Below are 22,514 nucleotides of genomic sequence, written 5' to 3' on the forward strand. Positions count from 1 at the left end.
AGGAGCACGTGTTGTCCGTTTCGGACGAAGTGGCCACGGAGATCTCCGGGGCCGACCACACCCTTGGCCACCTCCTCACCCACGCCGGTCCCGCCACGGGCCCGGCCCGAGCCTGCCACAGCCTGATCAGGCGGCTGCCGACCGGTACGGACGCGGCAGCGGTGCGCACGAACCTGGGCGCCCTGGCAGAGCGTCACCCGGTCCTCCGCGGGAAGGTGCGGACGTTCGGCGAGGCACTGGGCGCCGAGGCGAGTGCCCCTGTCGCGCACACCCGCCGCACCCGGGAGGCCTGCCGCCCGCTGGGCGGTTCCCCGGCCGTCGCGCGGGCCGTCGTGATCGGCTACGCGGACGGCGCCGCCGACCTGGTGGTCGTGGCGGACCGCCGGATCATCGGCCGGCGCGCCCTGGACCAGCTCGCCACCGCGCTGACCGATCCGGCCCAACCCGTCACACCGCCCGTGCTGGTCGCGGCATCCGAAGCGGCGGCCGGCGAGGGACCCGGCGAGGGACCGGGAGGCGACCCGGCGGTCCTGCCGTGGGGCCTGGGAGATCCGGCCCTGGGGGGCCGAACCCGGGGCCTCGCCCTGGCCACCACGACCGTCGCGGCGGATGCGCCGTGGCTGCCGGTGGCGGCGACCGCCGTCGTGCTGGCCCGCTACGAGGCGGCGCAGCGCGCAGAGTTCCGTCTGATCACGGCGGGCCCTGAGGCGGCGGACACGGTGCTGTCGGTGGTGCTCCCGGTCGAGGACTCGATGCCGGTGGCCGACCTGCTCGACACCGCGGCACGCGCCGGTGTCCCGGAGCGCGAAGCACCGCCGAGCGCACCCGCTGTCGGTGTCCTCGTGACCGAGGGCCGCGCGGGGGACACCTACCGGTCCGTCCTCGGTCCGGTCCTTCCGCTGACACTGGCGTGGGAGCACGGTGCGGACGGCACCCTGAGCGGTGTCCTGCACTATGACGAGGGCGTCCTTGACCCGGTGATCGCCAGGCAGTTCGCCGGCCACGTCGACCGCGTGGTGGAAGCGCTCGTGCACGCCCCGGACGAGGGGCGCCTCGGGGACATCGAGCTGGTGGACGCCGACGAGGCGGCCGACATCGCTGCCATCGGGTGTTCTCCGGCCGAGGAGGACGCGGTGGCAGCGCCGATCCACGAGCTGTTCCGGGCGATGGCGAGCGCGCAGCCGAACGCCCCGGCACTGTCCGATCCCGACCGCACGTTGAGCTATGCCGAACTGGAGGCCCGCTCCGACGCGGTGGCGGGTGTCCTCATCGGCCGGGGAGTGGCCCCGGGGGACAGGGTCGGCGTGTGCCTGGACCGTGACGCCGACCTGGTGATCACCCTGCTCGGCGTGCTCAAGGCCGGTGCCGCCTACGTTCCGATGGATGTCTCCTATCCGGCGGAACGGCTCGCCCACACGGTGGGCGACGCGGGCGTCCGCCTCGTGCTCTCGTCCGCGGCGCGCTTCCCCGTCCTGGACGGGGTGACCGTACTGCACCCCGCGGAGGTGCTCCCCGCCCGATGGTCCCCATCAGACGGCGGGCACGTCCCGGACGTGGGCGTCGGCGCCGACGACATCGCCTACGTCATCTACACCTCCGGCTCCACCGGACGGCCCAAGGGCGTCGCGGTGCCCCACCGCAACGTCGGCGCGCTGCTCGCCGCCACCACCGCCGACCTCGGCCTCGGGCCGTCCGACACCTGGACGCTGTTCCACTCCAGCGCCTTCGACTTCTCCGTCTGGGAGACCTGGGGCGCGCTGCTGACCGGAGGACACCTGGTCGTGGTGCCCTACTTCGTCTCCCGGAGCCCGGAGGAGTTCCACGACCTCCTGGTGAGGCACCGGGTCACCGTCCTGAACCAGACCCCGTCCGCGTTCACGGGGCTGGCCGAGGCCGACCTGCGGAGCCCGGCCGGCCTCCAGGTGCGTCTGGTGGTCTTCGGCGGTGAGCCGTTGGACGCCCGGATCCTGCGGGACTGGTTCCGCCGGCACCCGGGCACCCGATGCCGAGTGGTCAACATGTACGGCATCACCGAGACCACCGTGCACGTGACCAGCCAGACGGTCACACCCCAGGACGCGGGCACCGGATCCCGCTCCGTCGGCCGGGCACTGCCCGGCTGGTCGGTGTCCGTTCGGGACACCGCCGGCCGAATCCAGCCGCTCGGCGTGCCCGGTGAGATCTACGTCGGCGGCGCGGGCGTGGCCAGCCACTACCTCAACCAGAAGGAGCTGACCGCCGCGCGGTTCGTGCCCGACCCCGTCACCGGGGAGCGCGTCTACCGCAGTGGTGACCTGGGCAGGCTGCGCCCGGACGGGCGCCTGGACCACCTCGGCCGCCTCGACGGCCAGGTGAAGGTGCGCGGCTTCCGCATCGAGCTCGGCGAGATCCGCTCGGTCCTGCTGGAGGACGAGAACGTGACCGCGGCGGCGGTCGTGCTGAACGACGACGCCCGGGACCCGGCCGCCACCAGGTTGGACGCGTACGTGGTGACGGCCGGCACCGCGTCCGCGGAGGACATCCGGAGACGGGCGGCGACCTACCTGCCGGACCACATGGTGCCCGCGACCTTCACGCTGCTGCCCGAGCTTCCGCTCACCGTCAACGGCAAGGTCGACACGAGCAGGCTGAGGCCCGCCCCGGCCGCCCCTGCAGCCCAGCCCGGCGGGCAGGCCGCGGGCGACCCGGTGCTGCGGGTGTGGCGGGACGTCCTCGGTGGGCACGTCGGCCCGCAGGACGACTTCTTCTCCTCCGGCGGCAACTCGCTCCTCGCGGTGCGCCTGTCCGGTGCGCTGCGCGCGGCCGGGCTGCCCCCGGTGACGTTGCGCGACCTGTACGTCCACTCGACTCCGGCGGAGGTGAGCGCCCTCATCTCCGGGCGCCGCACCGCCACCGGCCACGCCGAGCACGCGATGTCCCGTGCACGGGACGGCGGCGACCCGGTGCCCGTCGGCGAGCCGGCCGCCGGCTTCCCCGCCGGTGCGGGCGGTGTCCACCCGCGCCCGGCCGCGGTCGAACCGGTCGCGGGCACGCTGTCCGGGCTCGGCATCCGCGTGCGCGCGGCCTGGGCCACGGCACTCGGCGTCCCGGCCGAGGACATCGCGCCCGACACCGACTTCTTCGAGATCGGAGGCACCTCCCTGCGGGCTATGCAGGTGGTGGCAGAGCTGGACGGCCTGGTCACGGCGGGGGACGTCATGCTGTGCTCCCGGCTGGCCGAGCTGGTGGCCGCGGCGGAGCGGAGCACTGTCACGTCCACCGGCACCGGCGGCGTCCTGGTCCGGCTCACTGCCGAGATCCCCGATCCGACGGCCACCGTGGTATGCCTGCCCTACGCGGGAGGCAGCGCCCTGCACTTCAAGCCCGTCGCCAATGCCGTGGCGCGACTGGACGGCTCGCTGTCGGTGGCCGCGGTGGAGCTGCCCGGCCACGCGCCCGGATCCGCGGCGGGCGACCTGCGCGGCATCGGGGACACCGCGGAGCTGATCACGGAGGAGATCGAGCGCATGGTCACCGGGCCGGTCGTGCTGTGGGGGCACTGCAACGGCTCGCCGCTGGCGGTGGAGGTCGCGCGACTCCTCATCGAGCGCGGGCGTATGGTGCGGCACCTGTTCCTCGCCGCCATGCTGGTCCCGCAGGCCGAGGAGATCCGGGAGACGCTGCGCCGGACCGAGTCGCTCACCTTCGCCGACATCCGCACGTATGTCGCCGAGTGGAGCGGTGACACCGACCTCGACGAGCTGGGCGGTGACCTCGGGGACCTGGTGACCCGCGCCTTCCGCCACGACGCCCTCTGCGCCAACGGCTTCCTGCTCGCCGGGCTGGAGTCCACCGCCCGGAAGCCGCTGACCACGCCCTGCACGGTGGTGATGGCCTCGGACGACCCGCTGACCGCCGGCTACGAGAGCGCATACCGCGCGTGGCGGCCGTTCGTCGAGCGGCCCGAGCTGCACGAGATCGACGGTGGCGGGCACTACTTCACCCGCACCCGCCCGGACGAGGTGGCGAGGCTGATGGCCGGCGCGGCCGGCCCCGCCACCGGCCATCGGCCCGCGTGACCGTCAGGGGTGAGGTGACCAGCCAGCCAGCCAGCCAGCCAGCCAACCCGCCCGCCCGCCCGCACCGGGCCCGGCCGTCACGGCTCCGTGCGGGCCGGCCTCGCCGTGATCGTCGGACCCGGCTCGCCGGATTCGACGATCCTCTCGGTCAGCAGCCGGCGCAGTTCCGCCCGGACCTGCTCCAGTGCCGGATCGCCGACGAGGTTGGCCAGCTCGTCCGGGTCGGCCCGGAGGTCGTAGAGGTAGGTCTCCTCGTACTCGTCCGCGTGCGTGTCGTTCCACGCGTCGAGGCCGGGCGCGGTGACGCCGTACTTCCACCGGTGGGTGCGCAGCGCCCGGCCCACCTCGGACTCGCTGATCTGGATGAGCACCTCCTGCCGCCATGCGGAGCCCTCGCCGCGCAGGAGGGGCAGCAGCGACCGTCCCTGCATCCGGGGCGGTACCTGGATGCCCGCTGCCTCCAGCAGCGTGGGCGGAAGGTCCACATGGCCGACGAGGTCCGCAAGCCGGACGCCGCCGGCGATGCCGGGTCCTCGCAGGACGGTCGGTACGCGGATGGAGGCGTCGTGCAGGCTGCGTTTGTACTCGCCGTTGCGGGTCTTGAAATGGCAGCCGTGATCGGAGGTGAACAGGATGACGGTGTCGTCCAGGCGGCCACCCCGCTCCAGGGTCTCCACGATGCGCGCGAGCACCTCGTCGAGACGGCGGACCATTCCGTAGTAGCCCGGCAGGTGTTCTTTCCAGTTGCCGCCGCCCAGGGCCGCGAGGTCCGGGGGGACCCAGGGGGTGCCGTAGCGCTCGCTGTAGCCCGCGGGCGCCGGGTAGTCGTCGCGGGAGTTCTGGTGGTGGGGCTCCAGGAAGGACAGGAAGAGGAAGAACGGGCGGTCGCGGTCCCGGTCGATGAAGTCGATCGCGGCGGTGCCCAGGGCGTCGGCGCGGTAGCCGTCGAAGTGGTGCCGGGCGCCGTCCTCGTCGTACAGGGTGGTCTCGTAGGCGTCGGAGGTGAACTCCAGCAGGTTCGCGGCGAGCCAGTGCTCGTAGCCCGCGCGATCCTCCTCGGGCACCGGGCCCTGGGTGTGATCGCCCGCCAGGTGCCACTTGCCGATGTAGCCGGTGTCGTATCCGGCGTCCCGGAACGAACGGGCGAGGGTGGGGACGTCCCGGCGCATCGTCAGGCCGTTGCGGAAGGCGCCGGTGTTCGTCGGGTACAGGCCGGTCTGGAGGCTCGCCCGGGAGGGCGCGCACACCGGCTGGTTCGCGAAGGAGTTGTCCACGCTCACCCCCTCGCGGGCGAGGCGGTCGAGGGTGGGCGTGAGGCCCATGGGGTTGCCGTGCAGTCCGGTGGTGTCCCACCGTTGCTGGTCGGTGAAGAAGACCAGGACGTTCGGGCGGCGGCACGGCGAGGGGGTGGACGCGGCAGGCATGTTCACGGGCCCTTCCCTAGTTAAATAACCGACGTTAATTAAATAGCGCTGAGTTAGACTCCCAGGCGCGTGTCGGGAGGTCAAGGGCCCTCCGCGCGCAGCCGTGGGCCACGCAGCCAAGAGGAGCGTCCCCTGTCATGTCCGGTGACATCGCCACGTCGGCCTCCGCCCGGCGGGTCAACGCGGCCCATGTCCTTGAGGAGTTGCGCGAGAGGTCCCCGCAGGGCGTGGCCATGTCCTCGAACGAGCTGATGGACGCGACGGGGATGTCGCGGCCCACCGTGCTCGCCGCGGCCCAGCACCTCGTGCGGCTCGGCTGGGTCCGGGAGAGCTCCGATCGCACCGAGGGCCGCTCGGCGGGACGAGGCCGCCCCGCACGGTTCTTCTCCTTCGCCGCGGCCGCCGGGCACGTTCTGGGCATCGACATCGGAGCGCACAGCGTCAGGGTCGCACTCGCGGATCTGCACGGCGTTCCCGCCAGGGAGGGGCGCCGGCCGTTCGACGATCCCTCCATCGGCGCCGAGCAGCGCATCGAGTCGGTGCGCGAGCTCGCGGTCGAGACGGTGCGGGCGGCCGGTCTGGAGCCCGGCCAGGTGCTGGCCGTCGGCGTCGGCACCAGCGGCACGGTCGACGAGGCCGGCGTGGTGCGGCTGCGCACCGGCATCCCGGGCTTTCTCGGCGTCGACCTCCGCGCCGAGCTGGCCCGGGACTTCGGCGACCACGTCTACGTGGAGAACGACTGCAACCTCGCCCTCGTCGGCGAGCGCTGGCGGGGCTGCGCCGGGGGCTCGAAGGACGTGGTCTGCCTGCTGGCGGGGGAGCGGCTCGGCGTCGGACTGTGCACCGGCGGCACCCTGGTGCGCGGCCACCGGAACGGCGCCCGCGACCTCGGGTTCCTCTCGCTGATGGGCGGTTACTCCGACGCGGACGCCATCGCGGCGAAGGTCCGCGAGAGGGGGGTGCTGCTGGTGGCGGAGCTGTCGGCGCGCGGCAGGCAGCCGCGTGCCGGCGCACCGGGCTCGGAGTTGTACGCGCTCTCCGATGGGGATCCGCGCCGGGTGACCGCGCGCGGGGTCTTCGAGGCGGCTCGCCGCGGTGACCCCGCCATGGCCGGGATCCTCGACGACGGGCTGGCCGCCGCAGCCCGCGCGCTCGCCACCCTGTCCATGCTCATGGCCCCCGAACTCGCCGTGATCTCCGGTGCCATCGCCGCCGCCGGCGACGTCCTGCTCCCGCCGCTGCGCCGCAGACTCGACGACCTCGCGCCGAACCCTCCGCGTCTGGAGGCCTCCCCGCTGCGAGAGAGCGCCGTGGTCACCGGTGCCGTACGGCTGGCCCTGGACGCCGCCCAGTCGCACTTCCTGGACCGGCTCGTGCCGGCGCCGGCCCACCGCGCGGGATGAGTTCGAGCACCGACACGAGTGACCCGCGCACATCGGCCGACTCGCGCGCACCGGACGATCCGGGCACACCGCAACCGCTCGCGCGCACCCCTTGACCCCCGCGCCGCCCCCCTGCAAACCTGTCGTCACGCATTTACTAAGAGTCGTTAATTTATGGCTGCCAAGGAGCAAGCACACCCAGGAGGCAGCGTGCCTGCACCACTTCACCGACCGTCGCGGCGTTCCGTCCTGGCCGCGGGCGCGGGACTCGCGCTCGGTACGGGCCCGCTCTCCGCCTGCCGCAGCGCCGTCGCGGAGCAGCGGGGAACGGGCGGTGGACCGCGGAGCGGCGGCACCCTGCACATGGTCCAGGGAGCGGACATCCTGCCCGCGTTCCTGCTCTCGCAGATCAATCCGAACTTCTCGCTGAGCCGCACCGTCTTCAACACGCTCACCGAGCTCGACCACAGGACCCTCCGCCCCAGGCCCTCGCTCGCCACGAGCTGGAGGGTGTCGGGCGACGGGCGGACGTACGTGTTCCGGCTGCGCGACGACGTCACGTTCCACTCGGGCCGCCCCTTCGGACCCGACGACGTCGTGTTCGTCCTCGACTACCTGACCAGGGACACCACCAGCTCGCAGGTCAAGCACGTGGCCCAGCAGATCACGTCGGCCGGGCGGACCGGGGACCACGAGGTCACCATCCGCTTCGGGGCGCCCGTCAGCAACGTCTGGGACATGTTCGAGATGATGGTCCTCATCGACCGCGAGTCGGTGTCCGACCTGGCCTCGGGCAGCCGGATGATCGGCACCGGCCCCTTCGCCGTCGAGTCCTACAGGCCCGGCGCCTCCGTCTCGCTGAAGCGCAACCACCGCTACTTCAAACCGGGCCGCCCGTTCCTGGACGCCGTCGAGATCGCCATCATCACGCAGTCCTCGTCCGCCGTGGCCTCGCTCCGTTCGGGGCAGGCCCATCTGGCGCTCGATCTGGCCCCCCTCGACGCCGCCGGCATCCGCGACCGGCCGGGGTTCCGCCTGGTGCAGTCCGACGCCGACGACCTCACCTTCTACATCGGTGCCAACGTTGAGGTCCCGCCGCTCGACAGGACCGAGGTGCGGCAGGCCATCGCCTGGGCGGTCGACCGGGAGCGGATACTCGACCAGGCGCTCGGCGGCATCGGCCGGCCGAGCAGCCTGCCGTGGTCACCCAGCTCGCCCGCCTGGGACGCGGACGCCGCGGCGTCCTACACGCTCCACCCGGCCGAGGCGAAGCGCCTGCTGCGCCAGGGCGGCGCGCGAGGCGCCAAGGTCGGTCTCTACTACAGCAACACCCTCGCCACGAACGCCGCCATCGCGCAGATCGTGCAGGCCAACCTGGCGGACGTCGGCCTCGTGTGCCGGCTCCAGCCGATGCAGGACGCGGAGTTCCAGAAGCTGTTCGTGAGCGGGAAGATCCCCGGACTCTTCGTCAACGGCCACGGGTTCGGGCAGCTGACCCCGTCGACTCTCGTCAAGGGCGCCTGGCCCTTCAACGCCCAGAAGAACTCCTCCAACTTCGCAAGCCGCGACTACAGCCGCCTGGCGGAGAAGGCCTGGACCGGCACGGGTGACGCGCTTGCAGCCGCGTACCGGGACCTGAACCGGCTCTTCCTCAAGGAGCAGTTCGCCATCGACCTGGTCAACAGCACCCACACCTATGCCGTCCAGGCATCGCTCGAAGGGCTGGCATGGACGATGTACGACTACCTCGACCTCGACAACGCCTACCTGGCCTGAGAGAGGAAGCCCATGCTGCGCTACGCGCTCCGGCGCGTCCCCTCCGCCCTCCTGGTCCTGCTCATCGCGTCCGTCGTGATCTTCGGCGTTCTGCACCTGGCACCCGGAGACCCCGCGGTGATCGCCGCCGGCCCGGACGCCCCGCCCAGGACCGTCGAGGCCGTCCGGCACCAGCTGGGCCTGGACACCTCCCTGCCCCACCAGTACCTGAGCTGGCTGCGCGGCGCCGTGACCGGTGACTTCGGAGAGTCCTACATCCGGGGCCTGCCCGTCTCCACCCTCATCGGCAACGGCCTCGGCAACACGCTGGAGCTGACCCTCGGGGCGATCGTCCTGGCCATCGGCCTCGGCGGCACGGCCGGGCTCACCCTCTCCGCGGCCCGGGGCCGCATCGTCCGCTCGGCGACCGCCGCACTCACGGCGCTCGCGTTCGCGATGCCGCCGTACGTCACCGGCGTGCTGCTCGTGATGGTGTTCGCCATCACCAACCGGATCCTGCCCGCCGGCGGCCATGCGTCGCTGCTCGCGGACCCGGAGATCGGCGTCCAGTACCTGATCATGCCCGCCTTCGCGCTGGCTCTGCCCGCCGCCGCGACCCTCGCCCGGTTCCTGTCCGCCTCGATCCGCCGCGTGTACGACGAGGAGTTCATCCGCACCGGGACGGCGAAGGGCCTACGGCCGCGGCGGATCGTGCTGCGCCACGCGCTGCCGAACGCGCTGCCGCCGGTGGTGACCGTCCTCGGCATCCAGGTCGGCCAGATGCTCGGGGGAGCGATCGTGGTGGAGGCCATCTTCGCCTGGCCGGGCGTGGGCCAGCTCATCATCGACTCCCTCAAGACCAGCGACTACGTCGTCGTGCAGAGCCTGCTGCTGATCTCGGTCACGGTGTTCGTCCTCCTGCAGACCCTCACCGAGCTGCTGCACGCCGTCATCGACCCCCGACTCAGGCTGGAGCGAGCATGACCACCGTCGGCGAGGCACCGGCCCCCGCATCCCCGTCCCGGGCGCCCGTGCGCGAACGGGTCCGGTCGTGGCCGCTGCGCCGGCCGACGCTGAGCATCGGCGTCTGCCTGGTGACCGTGCTGGTCCTGGCGGCCGTGCTGGCACCGCTGCTGGCGCCCGCACCGCCGTCCCTGCAGGGCCCGGACGCCTTCGCCGGCCCCTCGGCCGCGCATCTGCTGGGCACCGACGAGTACGGCCGCGACCTTTTCTCGCGGGTGCTGTACGGGCTGCGGCAGGACGTGGTCGCGGCGGTCGTCGCCGTGCCGCTCGGCGCCCTCGCCGGGGTCGTCATCGGCCTGGCGATCGGGCTGTCCCCGTGGCTCGACACGGTCGTCCAGCGGCTCTTCGACGTCATGCTGTCCTTCACCGCGCTGGTCGCGGGCGTCACCGTCGCGGCGATCATCGGATCCGGGGGCAAGGCGGTCATGCTGACCATCGCCCTGGTCAACGTGCCGCTGTTCGGCCGGCTCGTGCGGACGTCCGTCGTCAGCGAGCGGCAGCGGGACTACGTGACAGCCGCCGAGGTCTCGGGATCGGGACCGGTCCGGGTGCTGCTGCGCCACATCCTGCCCAACAGCCTCGACGCGCTGATCGTCCAGTTCGCCCTGTCCATGTCGACGGCCGTGTTCATCGAAGGCGGCATGAGCTACGTCGGCATCGGCATCCGGCCGCCGGACCCGTCGCTGGGGTCGCTGCTCCAGTCCAGCGTGAACTTCCTCTCCCGCAACCCCTGGTACGCCATCGGCCCCATGGCCGCCGTGACGCTGCTGGTCCTCGGGTTCCAGCTCGTCGCCGACGGCCTGGGCGCACGCCTGCTGCGCCGCTGACCCGCCGGCCTCCCCGCCCCGAAGGAGCCCTTATGACCACACCCGTACTGGAAGTGCGCAACCTCGTCACGCGCTTCCCCACGGACCGCGGTGTGGCGCACGCCGTCGAGGACGTCAGCCTGAGCATCCGCGCCGGAGAGACCCTCGCGCTGGTCGGCGAGTCCGGATCGGGCAAGAGCGTCACCGCCCAGAGCCTGATGCGCATGGTCCGCCGGCCCGGCCGGATCGAGGGCGGGCAGGTGCTCTACCACGGGCGCGACCTGCTGAGCCTGAGCGAGGGCGAGATGCGCGCGGTGCGCGGCACCGGCATCGGCATGGTCTTCCAGGACCCGATCGCCGGCCTCAACCCCGTGATGAGGATCCGCGACCAGCTCGTCGAAGGCATGCTCTCGCACGGCAAGTTCACCGGCGCGGCCGCACGGGCCCGCGCACGGGACCTCATGGCACTGGTCGGGATCCCGGACCCGGACGCCCGGCTCGCCGACTATCCGCACGCGTTCTCCGGCGGCATGCGCCAGCGCGTCATGATCGCCATGGCCGTCGCGAACGAACCGGACGTGCTGATCGCGGACGAGCCGACCACCGCACTCGACGTCACCGTCCAGGCGCAGGTGCTCGACCTCCTCACCCGGCTGGGGCGGGAGCTCGGCACCTCCATCCTGCTGATCACCCACAACCTCGGCGTGGTGGCCAGGGTCTGCGACCGCGCGATGGTCATGTACGGCGGCCGGATCGTGGAGGACGGCCCCGTCGAGCAGCTCTTCGGTGATCCGCGCCACCCCTACACCCGTGACCTGCTGGCAGCCACGCCCCGGCTGCGTGCCGACCGCGACCTCCCGCTCGTCCCCATCCCCGGCAGACCGCCGGACCTGCTGGCGCCGCCGGCCGGCTGCCCGTTCGCGGCACGGTGCGCCCACGCCGACGACCGCTGCCGTCAGGAGCGGCCGCCGCGCACCCGCTCCGGCGACCGCTCCTGGGACTGCTGGCGCTCGCTCGACGGGCAGCTGCCCCCGGTCGAGAGGGCCCGTCCGGCCGCGCTCCGGACCGGCGGCCGGACTCAGCCGGAGGGTGCGGGCCAGGTGCTGCTCGCTCTGACCGGCGTCTCCAAGAGGTTCAAGGGCCGCGGCCGGCGCGCACCCGCGGTCAGCGCGCTCGACGGGGTCGATCTCACCGTGGGGCGGGGCGAGGCCGTGGGCCTGGTCGGCGAGTCCGGGTGCGGGAAGTCGACGCTGGGCCGGGTGGTGCTCGGGATCGAGCGGCCCACCGGTGGCTCGCTGCGCTACGCCGGACAGGACATCACCGGGCTCGGCGCCCGAGGGGTGCGCGCGCTGCGGCGCAAGGTGCAGATCGTCTTCCAGGATCCCTACGGCTCGTTCAACCCGCGGATGACGATCGGGCAGACCCTGGCCGAGCCGTTGCGGCTGCGCGGCCCGGACGGTGCCGGAAGCGCCGTACCGTCCTCCACCGGCGACCTGCTGGAGCTGGTGGGGCTCGATCCGGCGGTCGTCCGCCGCTATCCGCACGAGATCTCCGGAGGGCAGCGCCAGCGCATCGCCATCGCCCGCGCGCTGGCCGTCGGGCCCGAGCTGGTCGTCTGCGACGAAGCGGTCAGCGCGCTGGACGTGTCCTTGCAGGCGCAGATCGTCAACCTCCTGGCCGACCTGCGGCAACGCCTCGGGCTGAGCTATCTGTTCATCGGCCACGACCTGGCCACCGTGCGGCACGTCTGCGACCGCATCGCCGTCATGTACCTCGGACAGATCGTCGAGACGGGCCAGGCCGAGCAGGTCACGGCGGCGCCACGACACCCGTACACCGTCAGCCTGCTGTCCGCCGTGCCGGAACCCGATCCGGGGACCGAGCGGGCCCGCGAGCGGATCGTCCTCACCGGCGACGTTCCCAGTCCGACCGCGCCACCCGCCGGCTGCCGCTTCCACACCCGCTGCCCCATCGGTCCGCTGGTGCACCCCGAGCGCACCGTCTGCCGGACCGAGCGCCCGCTCCTGGGGGCCACGGCGGGCGGTCACCCCGTCGCCTGCCACTTCGCGGGCGAACTCCGGCCGTGAGCGCGGACCGGTGCGGCGGGCCGCGGTGGTTCAGCCGCGCATCGCGCGGTACTGCGACGGTGTGCATCCGACGATATGGCGGAAGTTCCTCGTAAAACCCCGGGGGTCCCCGAATCCGCACTTCCTGCCGATGTGGAGGACGGTGTCGCCGCTGCTCTCCAGATACGTGCGGGCCATCTCGATGCGGATCTCGTTGAGGTAGCGATACGGCGTGCGCCCCGTGGCCGCCTTGAAGCAGCGTGTGAAGTGGTAACGGCTGTACGACGTCAGGGCCGACAGGTCGTCGAGCGTGATGGGGTCCCCGAAGTGCTCCCGCATGTAGGAGGTGACCGTTTCGAGCTGCCGGCGGCCCAGCGTTCCCCGGGAGCCTCGGTCCGCCACCGTACGGGGGGTCACGAGGTGCGTTGCCAGAAACTGGGCGGCCGACTCCGCGTAGAGGTCGTCCGCGCCCGCCTCGTACGCCGTCACGACAGCCCTCGCCACGGCGGCGAGAACGGGATCGGCCCGATGCGCGGCAGGTATATCCGTGAGGTCGTCCGGGGTGCCCCCATGGCCCTCTTCTTCCATGACCCTGCTGAACGTCTCGGTCGGTATCGTGATGCCGACCACGGTGGCTCCTCCATCCGCCTTCGGCGTGAAGACGAGCGTCTTCCCCCATCCCGGAGGAGTGATGCACGCGTGGTCAGGGAGGGCGATGACCTCCTTGTGCCGCGGCTGCCGATGGTCGCGAAAGCTCACCACCCCCATGGCGATGCCGACCCTGACGCCGGGCGGGGGCGGCAGGTAGACGGCCTGGGGACCCCCGGAGAGCGTCACCTTCTCCACATACAGGGAGCGCCATGTGTAGTTGGCTGCTGCTATCGGTTCTTTCACTGTCTCCATGGCCGTCTCTGTCGCCTGGACCTGGATCTCCCGGCACGAAGCCGCGGTTCCCGCACGGTGATGTTTAATCAGCGATGCTTATTTAAGTGTGCCAGGCGCACCGCCCCAGGTCACATCGGCGCGGCACGACGCGCCGATCGATGCGGTGCGAGGAGCGCGGGCTCCTCAGCGGGCTTCTTCCGAGTCCGGCCGTCGCAGCCGGCGCAGAGCGTCCGGCAGAAGGACACCGCCGTGGTCGGGGCTGTGCCCGCCCGTCTCCCAGGGCAAGGGCGATGGTGTAGGGCTCGGTGGGCCGCGGGATGATCTCGCTCAGGAGGAACGTGACGTACGGGTCGTCGAAGGCGTCGTAGTGGAAGACCATCAGGGATGCCGGTTCCGCCGGGTCGTACCGGGCGGAGACGTGTACGGGCTATTCCCTCAGGTTCTTCTGGTAGACGATGAAATCGCACGCCGTGGCGAGATGCGGTGCGAGTGCCGGATAGAAGTCCTCGATCGATCCGATGCGGCTGACCCTGTAGCCGATGCGCGTATACCACTCATCGAGAAACACCTTGGACGGGTGTGACCACTCGCGGGGAACGAGCAGTTCCAATTGCATCACCCCGCAACCCTTCTGCCGGCTGTCCTCCTCCGCGAACCGGACCAGTTCACGGCCGATTCCGATGCCGCGCCGCTTGGGCGCTGCTGCCAGCATGCCGAACTCACACACCGGTCCGTCGAGTTGCTGGACCCTGACACATCCGACGACCTCGCCGTCCATGTGCGCCGTGACGATCTCGGCCGACCTGGTGAGCGCCTCGACCTCCTGCGTGGTGGTCCTCGTCGTTCCCTCCACCCAGAGCCCCTCCTCGGCCACCTCGTAAACCTCGTTGATCAGTCCTGTGACCGATGACATGAGGTCGAGGTCTCCGGCCCGGGACGGAGACACGTACGCGATGTCGAGTCCGTTTTCGTTGCTCATACTTCCCTGCTCCTCATGGCCCGTTCCTCATGGCCTGTTACGCCGGAACAGCAGCACGCTCGCCGCCATCGGGAGCCAGTCAACTCGGCGGTCGATTAATCCACAACGGAAGCGAATTAGTCCTCGACGCCACGTGGTGTCACCACGCGTATTGCTGGATGGGACCTGTCCCGCGAGCGGCGACACGCCCGGCGGGGTCCGCACCGTGCCCTCCGAATTCGTGATCCCGATCTCCGGTGCGTCCCGTCCCGCGAGCATCCGGGACCCGCTGCTCCACCGCTGAGCTGGGGCTCGCCGTCGATGGACCCTGCGCCTCCTCCAGTGCAGAGTGGTCCCGCTTGTACTGTGCAGACCTGAACATCTGAAAGGAAAACCCCCGTGAAGACCTTCACCCTGCCCGGCACCGACATCCTCGCCCCGAACGTCGTGCTCGGCCTGATGCGCATCGCCGACAAGACCGACGACGAGGTGCGCGAGCTCGTGCGCACCGCGCGCGATGCGGGCATCGACTTCGTCGACCATGCCGACGTCTACGGCGGCGAGCTGCACGGTTGTGAACGCCGCTTCGCCGAGGCGATGGCGCTGACCCCGTCGCAGCGTGACGAGATCACGATCCAGACCAAGGCCGGAATCGTGACGGACGGTCCCTACTTCGACTTCTCCTACGAGCACATCGTCGAATCGGTCGAGGGCTCACTCGCGGCCCTGCGGACCGACCGCATCGACATCCTGCTGCTGCACCGCCCCGACGCGCTCGTCGAGCCCGAGGAGGTGGCCCGCGCCTTCGACGACCTCGAGTCCTCGGGCAAGGTGCGCGCCTTCGGTGTCTCGAACCAGACCCCACGCCAGATCGACCTGCTGCGCAGGTACGTGCGCCAGCCCATCGTGGCCAACCAGCTCCAGCTCTCGATCACGCACGAGCCGATCATCGCTCAAGGGGTCGCCGCCAACATGCTCGCGGAGCAGCAGTCGGTCACCCTCGACGGCGGAGGGATCGTCGACTACTGCCGTCTGAACGACATCACCATCCAGGCGTGGTCTCCCTTCCAGGCCGGCTTCTTCACGGGTGTCTTCCTCGGCTCGCCGGAGTACCCCGAGCTCAACGCCGTCATCGACCGCCTCGCCGCCCAGTACGACGTCCCCGCCATCGCGATCGCGACTGCCTGGATCACCCGCCACCCCGCTCAGATGCAGGTCGTGCTCGGCACCACCAACCCGGAGCGCGTCGCCGGCGCCGCCCAGGGCTCCGAACTCCGGCTCACCCGGGCCGAGTGGTACGAGCTGTTCCGCGCCGCTGGCCACCTCGTTCCCTGAACCCGGACGCGGGGCACGCGGGCAGGGAGGGCTGTATGTCCTGTCGGCGTCCACGCGGACGATCGCTGGGAACAGCGTCTCGACGGGATGAGACTCGCACCGGGACGCGGATTCAGTCCGGGCTACAGGGATTTAATCCGCTCCTTCAGGCCTTGATGTCGCATTCTTCACGGCTCTAGTGTCTGGCTGTGGCGCTCGGCAGAGCGGAACGAGTGCTGCGCGAATCTGAACAGGTACGCGTTACGTGCGAATCGAGCAGCGGGAAACCACAGCCAGTCCTCGGCGCCTGAGAGTCGGCAGAGGAAGCTCCGATTCGGGATGGTCGAGATATTCGGGACATGGGAAGTATCGGCATCTTGGCTGACGGCCCGATCGTCGCGGGACAGCACCTGGAGGACCGTGGCCCCTACCGGCACCGTCTTCAGATATCCGGCGAGCACCGCTCACGAAGGAGACGTGAGAGGCCGTGACATCCGGAGATGGCGGTCACGAGGCGGCCACGCATTCGGAACGGCTGATCGCCGGACGGTACCTGCTGCACGACGTCCTCGGCAGGGGCGGCATGGGTACCGTCTGGCGCGCCCATGACCAACTGCTCGACCGGCCGGTCGCCGCCAAGGAACTGCACATCCTCACCACGGGCGACGAGGAGCACCGCGTACGGGTACGGCGCACCATCCGCGAGGCCCGCGCGGTCGCCCGGGTGCCGCATCCCCACGTGGTCGGAGTCCACGACCTGGTCGAGTCCGAGGACCGGCTGTGGATCGTCATGGAACTCGTCGAGGGCTCCTCGCTGGCCCACCGAATCGCCGAGGCCGGGCCGCTCACACCGCAGCAGACCGCCGCCGTCGGCCTGCAACTGATCGACGCGCTCGACGCCGTCCACGCCGTCGGCACCCTGCACCGGGACGTCAAGCCCGCCAACGTGCTGCTGCGTCGCGACGGCAGTGCCGTCCTCACCGACTTCGGCATCGCGACCCTCGACGACGGCGAGTTCCTGACGACCACCGGTGAGCTGATCGGCTCCGTCGAGTTCATGGCACCGGAGCGCGTGAAGGGGACGGAGGCCGGGCCGGCATCCGACCTGTGGTCACTGGGCGCGACCCTTGCCACGGTGTGCGGTGGCCAGTCCCCGTTCCGCAGGCCGGTAGCGCCCGCGACCATGCACGCGGTGGCGTACGAGGAACCCGTCCTGCCGGAGCGGCTCGGCCCGCTGCGCCCCGTCATCGAGGCGCTGCTGCGCAAGTTCCCGGACGAGCGTCCTTCGGCGGCTGCCGCGCGGTCCGCGTTGCAGGCCGTCGTGAACGGCGAGACGGACGCCGGGCTGCTGCTGCCGCCGGCAACCGTGCGGGAGCTCAGGCCTTCGGCCCCGCTGGCCGAATCGGACACGATGACCAGTATCCGGAGATGGCACGTCCCGGCCGGGGAACCCGTGCCGCCGGGGCGGACCACCGGGTCGTTCGACTCTCCGCAGTCGCAGTCGCAGTCGCAGTCGCAGTCGCAGTCGCAGCCGTCCCGCCGGGCGGGGCCGAAGCGGCTGTGGTGGGCGCTGGCCGGAACGGCCGTGCTGGTGGCGGGTGCCGTGGGGGGTCTCTTCCTCACCGGGACGCTGCCGCTCAAGGAGGACCCGAAAGCGAGGACGACCCGCCAGGTCGTCCAGTCGGCGGGCGGTTGGCAGCCGGTCACCGGAGTGTCGATCCAGCGGGGAGACCAGGTCACCGTGGAGTTCGTCTCCGGGGAATGGACCTCTGACTACCAAGAGCTGCCCATGACGGGGCCGGCCGGTTATGCCGCGAACACCGACAAGTCGCAGGGCGGGGCGAAGGCCTGCAAGATCAAGGGAACCGCTCCGTTCGCCACCCTGCTGGCCCGGCTCGTGGGCGAGCAGGAATTCCCGATCCACGTCGTCGGGCGGAGGCTTGTCTTCCGGGCGAGCGGCAACGCCGCCCTGCAACTGGGCATGAACGACGCCGCCGGCGTCTGTTCTGACGACAACAGGGGCACGATGACCGTGCAGGTGAGCGTCACGCATCAACGTTGACGGGCAATTCCGAGCTTCGCTCTGCTCCCTGAGCCGGGGCGCCGGCGTTGGCGTTGGCGTTGGCGCCGACACCAGCGTTGGCGTTGGCGTTGCCGGCGAGCGCAAGCAGGATCGGCCGGATTAATTCAATTGCCGTCCGGAATAATTGCATTGCCCGGAGGGTGGGACGAGAGTTCGCTTCGATGGAAGTGCCGGGCCTTCTGGGGTCATAGTCATGTGATGTAGCATCCGGCGAATGCATTGGTTCGCAACGTACGGGCGACGTCTCGCTGCACTCTGTGGAATTCTTGCCGCTTTCGGGCTGCTCGGAACAGGCTGCTCCGGGGCGTCGCTTTCACATGATCCCAAGACGGCGCACGCAGTTCCCCAGCCGCCGCGAGTTCAGCGTGCCATGAACTCCGGCTATTTCTCGGACCCGTATCCACTCGACACGTCGTCGACGTCGTCCGTGGCATTCTCCGGCACGTTCAAAGAGATCATCACCTGCAAGGGCGGCGTCACGTCCGGCTGCTTCAGCCCGGCGCCGATCTCGGTGGCGTTCGACGCGGCTCTCGCCGCGCGGGTGAAGGAGCACGGCCTCGATGTGCGGTCGACGAAGGCCCACCACATCACCCGGATGTCCGACGGGCACTGGGAGATGGTGCTCAGTTCGGAGGTCGTTCCCCACGGCCGTCCGCGCAGCGACCACTGGAACCTGATCATGCACGCGCACCCGGCGCAGCAGACCGGGACCGACACGGCACCGGAGCACTGGGTCGCCGACTCGGTGCTGGTCGGTTCGCTCGACCACAGTGAACCAGCCAACTACGACGGGAAGTACTTCGAGGACGGCGGACGTCTCTACCTGCTGTACAGCAAGAGCATCTCGACGGACCCGACCCGCTTCGGGATCGGCGCCCAACGCCTCGACACCCCCTCGCGGCCCGCGGACTCCGAGCCGGTCATGCTTCTGGACCCCTCGCCGAGCGGTGCGGCGGGACTGGCGTCCGAGAACTACTTCGGCGTCGGGCAGAAGAACGGCTTCCGCCTCGTCGAGACGGGCAACGTGTTCAAGATCGACGGCAAGTACGTGATGGTGTACTCGGTCGGCTCGTACCAGCGGCCCACCTACAAGATCGGCGTTGCCTACTCGGACACGTTCCTGCCCGGGGACGGGGGCACGTACCGCAAGATCCACCGAACCGACGCGAAGGGAGTGTGGGGGAGGCCCGGAGCCGATGAGGTCGACTACCTCCTGCAGGCGCAGAAGCCGAGCTGGCCGCACTACGTGCGCGACCAGGTGCAGGCACCGGGTGTCGGCTCACTCATCGAGAACGACCACACCTGGTATCTGTTCTTCGCCGGTTACGACCCGTCGGAGAAGCCCCAGGGCGACGACCAGACCTTCGCCGCCTCGCACCGCGCGCCCTACTTCCTGCCCGTACACGTGCGGATTTCGGATGACACCTCCGTCGCACAGGCCTCGGATCGCGAGCTGGCCTCGTGGATCGCACCGTAGGACGCAGCTCGCCTGCGCGCACAGCGCCCCGCCCCGTTCGCTCCGGATCGGGTTCAGCCGTCGCGCCGCTGCTCCGGCTGCTTGCGAGTCCGGAAGGACGCCTCCCTGCGGAGCCGGATCGTGCCCTCCTGGTGCGGATGCGCGGCGTCGCGGCTGTCCGTGTCCTCCGCGTGCGGGTGGACGGTCCCGTGCCTGTCCAAGTCCGGCCTGCGCACGGTGACCGTGTCCTCCGAGAGGGCTGCATCGGCGGGGTGCGGAGCCGGCGCCTGCCGCATGCCCGCGAACGGGTTGCGCCAGACGCGGGAGCGCGGCGTGCGCCAGCCGTACCGCAGAGCCAGCAGCCGCAGGCCGAAGGCGGACAGGACAGCGGCGACCGCGGTGCCGGTGTTCAACCTGTCGGTGTGGTGCAGCACGGCGACCGTGCCCGCGCCCGCGAGGGCCGGCAGCGCGTACAGGTCGCGGTTCCAGAGCAGCAGCGTCGGCACCTCCAGGACGAGGATGCTGCTGATCACGCCGCCGCCCACGGCGCTGGAGATGCCGAGAGTGGTGGCCGCCAGCAGGTTGAAGCCATGGGTGAGCGTCTTGATCGTTCCGGTGACGCTGAAGAGGCCGAGGGCGGCGGCGTCGAACAGCTCGTACCAGGTCTCCTCGTGCCTGAGCGGAGCGGTGAAGAAGACGGCCAGCGCGGTGATCAGCGGTGTCAGGAAGTACCCGAGGTCGGTGAAGGCGGCCGGGGTCACGCCGATGACCAGGTCCCGGAACACGCCCCCGCCCAGCCCCGCCGCCTCCGCGAGGACGATGGTGCCGAAGACGTCGCAGTCCTTGCGCACCGCGAGGTAGGCGCCGGACAGGGCGAAGGCGCAGATGCCCATCAGGTCCATCGCGTACTGGACGGTGCCGGCGAGCCCGTCGATGGGCATCGATGAGGTTCCTTTTCGATGGTGCGGAAAGAGCCCGGCGGCGGCGACCGTTTCGGACTCGGGACCCGGTGTTCCCGTACGAGCCGCCGCCACGAAATCGGTGAGCACAAGCGGCATGGCCATGGGCTAGCGCGTGCTGAGGCCGGATCAACCGAGCATGCGGGCCGCCGGCCGGCGGACACAAGGCAGGGAAACCGGGAGGAATTCCCTACGGCCCGGAACAAATCGCGCGGCGATCGGATGGGCTGCGTCCGTCCCTATTGGCGTACCTATCATTCGAGGCGGGGGCAGGAGGATCGCGGTGACGCGGTCGTCGTCACCGGCCAGGATCGGGGCCGGGTGGCGCAAGCACGTCGATGAGAATGGGAGTGGACAGTGATAATCCCCATGCACGGCGCCGCCGAGCGGGTGCTGATGGCGTTGCACGCCGGCGACGCGGTGGCCGTGCCGCTTCCCTCTCCGCTGCCCTACGCGGTCGTCGCGGCGGACGTGGGGGCCGTGAATCGCGCCAAGGGACGGCCGGCGGACCAGCCGTTGGGCCTTGTCACGCGTGGCATGGAGGACATCGCACCCCACCTCGCCATGGGCCCCGAGCACATCGCGACGGTGGTGCGGCTGTGCACCGAGGAACGGCTCAACGTCTTCGCGCCGCTGGTCGACGACGCTCCCGCATGGTTGGCCCAGAACCGTGCCCACACGGATGGGAACGTCGGCCTGATGGGTTCCTGGCTGCCCGAACTGCGGGACGTTCTCCTGGAGACGGGCCGCCTGTATGTCAGCAGTGCGAACCCGACGGGGAAACCCACGGCCGTGACGGCATCGGAGACGGACGGGGTGTTCGGCGGACGGCTGCTGGTCGTCGACGGCGACCACCTGCGCGACCCCGCCCGGAAGCACGGTTCCGCGACGATCGTCCGCGTGTCCGGTGACGGCGATCTCACCCTCGTGCGACACGGCGTCAACGACGAGGGGTTCGACGGCGACGAGGCCGCGTACCTGGCGGCCCTGCGCCGTCCCGCGGCGAGCCGGCCGTAGGACCGGCTGGAGCCGCTCGACCCGAACCCGCTCCCCTCGGCGCGGGGCACCCCGGAGCCGGGCATGCCGTCCGCCGGTTCGCGACGGCACGCCCGGCCCGGGGGAGGGCAGCGGGGCTCAGCCCGCCGCGGTGTGCCTCAGGCGGGCACCGCCTCCAGGACGGAGACCAGGGAGGCCGAGGGCGTCACGCGGTCGAGCCTGAGACCGGCCTCCTCGAACACGGCCTCGAACTCGGCGACGCTCCGCTCCCGCCCGGTCGACATCGTCAGCATGTTCAGGTCCATCAGCGGCTCCAGGCCCGGTTTGCCCACCCCGTCGACCAGGAGTTCCATCACCAGGACGCGGCCGGCGGGGTTGAGGGACGTCCGGCAGTTGCGGAGGATGCGGACGCAGGTGTCGTCGTCCCAGTCGTGCAGGACGAACTTCAGCAGGTGCAGGTCCCCGGACGGCACCTTGTCGAGGAAGTCGCCGCCGACGAAGGTGAAGCGGTCCGCGACACCCAGCGCGTCGGCCGAGGCGTCTGCCTCGTCCCTCACATGAGCGAGGTCGAGGACCTTCCCGGTCAGTGACGGATGCCGCTGCATGAGCGTCTGGACGAGGTTTCCGCCGGCGCCGCCGACGTCCACGGCGGTCTCGGCGCCGTTCAGGTCGATCACGTCGGCCAGCTGGTGGGCCAGGCCCCGCGTCAGGGCGGTCATGGCGTTGGTGAAGACGGTGGCCTCCCCCGGCTCGCCCGCCAGCCAGTCGAAGAACGGGGCGCCGAGCGTGGCCTGCGCGCTGGGCTCCCCGGTGCGTACCGCGTCGGCCAGGTGCCCCCACGGCAGCCAGTGGGACTCCGCGCTCCACAGCGCCAGGTCACGCAGGGACCCGGGGACGTCGGTGCGCAGCGTCTCCAGGAGGGACGTGCTCTCGAACCGTTCACCGTCGGTGGACGTGGCCAGGCCGAGGGACGTGCAGGCCCGCAGGAACCTGAAGGCCGAGCCGGGCTCCAGCGACTCCGCGGTGGCGACCTGGGCGGCGGTGGCTCCGCCGTCGTGGAGATGGTCCGCGATGCGCAACTCGGCCGCGGTCCGGACCACCTGGGTGACCCAGTATCCCGTGATCATCTGCATCATCCGGCCCGTGTCGCCGACGGGCGGCTCGGAGGAACCGGCTGCGACGAAGGGATGCTCGAAGAAGGTCATGCCATGTCTCTTTCGAATGTGGAACTTCGAATATGGAACTTCGAATGTGAAACCGAGAGGGTGCGGCCGGGGACCCGTTGCTCCGGCGCCATCCGCAGCCGCTCCGGCAGCCCGGACCGGATCCACGGCGGACGTGGCACTCGT

At 70.9% G+C, this 22,514-nt stretch carries 15 protein-coding genes and 1 pseudogene; 10 read left to right on the top strand and 6 right to left on the bottom strand.

Features of this window, described 5'->3' with window-relative positions:
- Positions 1-11 precede the first annotated feature (11 nt).
- On the top strand, positions 12-4,058 hold the full coding sequence (locus Sm713_RS34450) for an amino acid adenylation domain-containing protein (protein ID WP_212913861.1): 4,047 nt from the start codon (positions 12-14) through the stop codon (positions 4,056-4,058).
- 77 nt (positions 4,059-4,135) lie between these two features.
- Here Sm713_RS34450 and Sm713_RS34455 read toward each other — a convergent pair whose 3' ends face one another.
- The gene (locus tag Sm713_RS34455) at positions 4,136-5,482 is read right to left on the bottom strand and encodes a sulfatase-like hydrolase/transferase (RefSeq protein ID WP_249417104.1); all 1,347 of its coding nucleotides are present in this window, start codon (positions 5,480-5,482) and stop codon (positions 4,136-4,138) included.
- Between the two features lie 137 nt (positions 5,483-5,619).
- Between Sm713_RS34455 and Sm713_RS34460 the strand changes: the two genes are divergently transcribed.
- The 5 genes from Sm713_RS34460 to Sm713_RS34480 all read left to right on the top strand — a co-directional run bounded on the left by Sm713_RS34460 (position 5,620) and on the right by Sm713_RS34480 (position 12,535).
- Positions 5,620-6,885 (top strand): ROK family protein, encoded by a 1,266-nt coding sequence (locus Sm713_RS34460; RefSeq protein WP_212913863.1) that lies wholly within the window; start codon positions 5,620-5,622, stop codon positions 6,883-6,885.
- A gap of 189 nt (positions 6,886-7,074) precedes the next feature.
- A complete protein-coding gene (locus Sm713_RS34465) occupies positions 7,075-8,640 on the top strand; it encodes an ABC transporter substrate-binding protein (protein WP_212913864.1) in 1,566 nt (521 codons plus the stop codon).
- A 12-nt stretch (positions 8,641-8,652) separates the two neighbouring features.
- On the top strand, positions 8,653-9,603 hold the full coding sequence (locus tag Sm713_RS34470) for an ABC transporter permease (RefSeq protein WP_212913865.1): 951 nt from the start codon (positions 8,653-8,655) through the stop codon (positions 9,601-9,603).
- On the top strand, positions 9,600-10,469 hold the full coding sequence (locus Sm713_RS34475) for an ABC transporter permease (protein WP_212913866.1): 870 nt from the start codon (positions 9,600-9,602) through the stop codon (positions 10,467-10,469). The genes Sm713_RS34470 and Sm713_RS34475 overlap by 4 nt, the downstream gene beginning before the upstream one ends.
- Before the next feature lie 32 nt (positions 10,470-10,501).
- The gene (locus tag Sm713_RS34480) at positions 10,502-12,535 is read left to right on the top strand and encodes an ABC transporter ATP-binding protein (protein ID WP_212913867.1); all 2,034 of its coding nucleotides are present in this window, start codon (positions 10,502-10,504) and stop codon (positions 12,533-12,535) included.
- A 30-nt stretch (positions 12,536-12,565) separates the two neighbouring features.
- On the opposite strand, the gene Sm713_RS34485 is transcribed toward Sm713_RS34480, so the two are convergent.
- On the bottom strand, positions 12,566-13,417 hold the full coding sequence (locus Sm713_RS34485; RefSeq protein WP_212913868.1) for an AraC family transcriptional regulator: 852 nt from the start codon (positions 13,415-13,417) through the stop codon (positions 12,566-12,568).
- A gap of 409 nt (positions 13,418-13,826) precedes the next feature.
- Positions 13,827-14,378: a GNAT family N-acetyltransferase gene (locus Sm713_RS34495; protein ID WP_249416881.1), complete on the bottom strand. Its 552-nt coding sequence runs from the start codon at positions 14,376-14,378 to the stop codon at positions 13,827-13,829.
- Positions 14,379-14,756: 378 nt separating this feature from the next.
- On the opposite strand from Sm713_RS34495, the gene Sm713_RS34500 reads away from it, so the two are divergent.
- Complete coding sequence (locus tag Sm713_RS34500) at positions 14,757-15,692, top strand: aldo/keto reductase family oxidoreductase (RefSeq protein ID WP_212913869.1); 936 nt, start codon at positions 14,757-14,759, stop codon at positions 15,690-15,692.
- Positions 15,693-16,158: 466 nt separating this feature from the next.
- Entirely contained in the window at positions 16,159-17,733 is a 1,575-nt protein-coding gene (locus Sm713_RS34505) for a serine/threonine-protein kinase (RefSeq protein WP_212913870.1), read from the top strand.
- Here Sm713_RS34505 and Sm713_RS34510 read toward each other — a convergent pair.
- Entirely contained in the window at positions 17,717-17,884 is a 168-nt protein-coding gene (locus Sm713_RS34510) for a hypothetical protein (protein WP_212913871.1), read from the bottom strand. The two genes, Sm713_RS34505 and Sm713_RS34510, sit on opposite strands and share 17 nt — an antisense overlap.
- A 240-nt stretch (positions 17,885-18,124) precedes the next feature.
- Between Sm713_RS34510 and Sm713_RS34515 the strand changes: the two genes are divergently transcribed.
- Positions 18,125-19,231, top strand: coding sequence for a hypothetical protein (locus tag Sm713_RS34515; protein ID WP_212913872.1), 1,107 nt, complete (start codon positions 18,125-18,127; stop codon positions 19,229-19,231).
- A gap of 302 nt (positions 19,232-19,533) precedes the next feature.
- On the opposite strand, the pseudogene Sm713_RS34520 reads toward Sm713_RS34515, so the two are convergent.
- Positions 19,534-20,151, bottom strand: a pseudogene (locus Sm713_RS34520) (trimeric intracellular cation channel family protein); the annotation flags it as partial.
- A gap of 387 nt (positions 20,152-20,538) precedes the next feature.
- Between Sm713_RS34520 and Sm713_RS34525 the strand changes: the two are divergent.
- Positions 20,539-21,186, top strand: coding sequence for a Sua5/YciO/YrdC/YwlC family protein (locus tag Sm713_RS34525; RefSeq protein ID WP_212913874.1), 648 nt, complete (start codon positions 20,539-20,541; stop codon positions 21,184-21,186).
- 137 nt (positions 21,187-21,323) lie between these two features.
- On the opposite strand, the gene Sm713_RS34530 is transcribed toward Sm713_RS34525, so the two are convergent.
- Positions 21,324-22,370: a methyltransferase gene (locus Sm713_RS34530; RefSeq protein WP_212913875.1), complete on the bottom strand. Its 1,047-nt coding sequence runs from the start codon at positions 22,368-22,370 to the stop codon at positions 21,324-21,326.
- Positions 22,371-22,514 lie beyond the last annotated feature (144 nt).

Source organism: Streptomyces sp. TS71-3 (assembly GCF_018327685.1).
Lineage (GTDB): Bacteria > Actinomycetota > Actinomycetes > Streptomycetales > Streptomycetaceae > Streptomyces.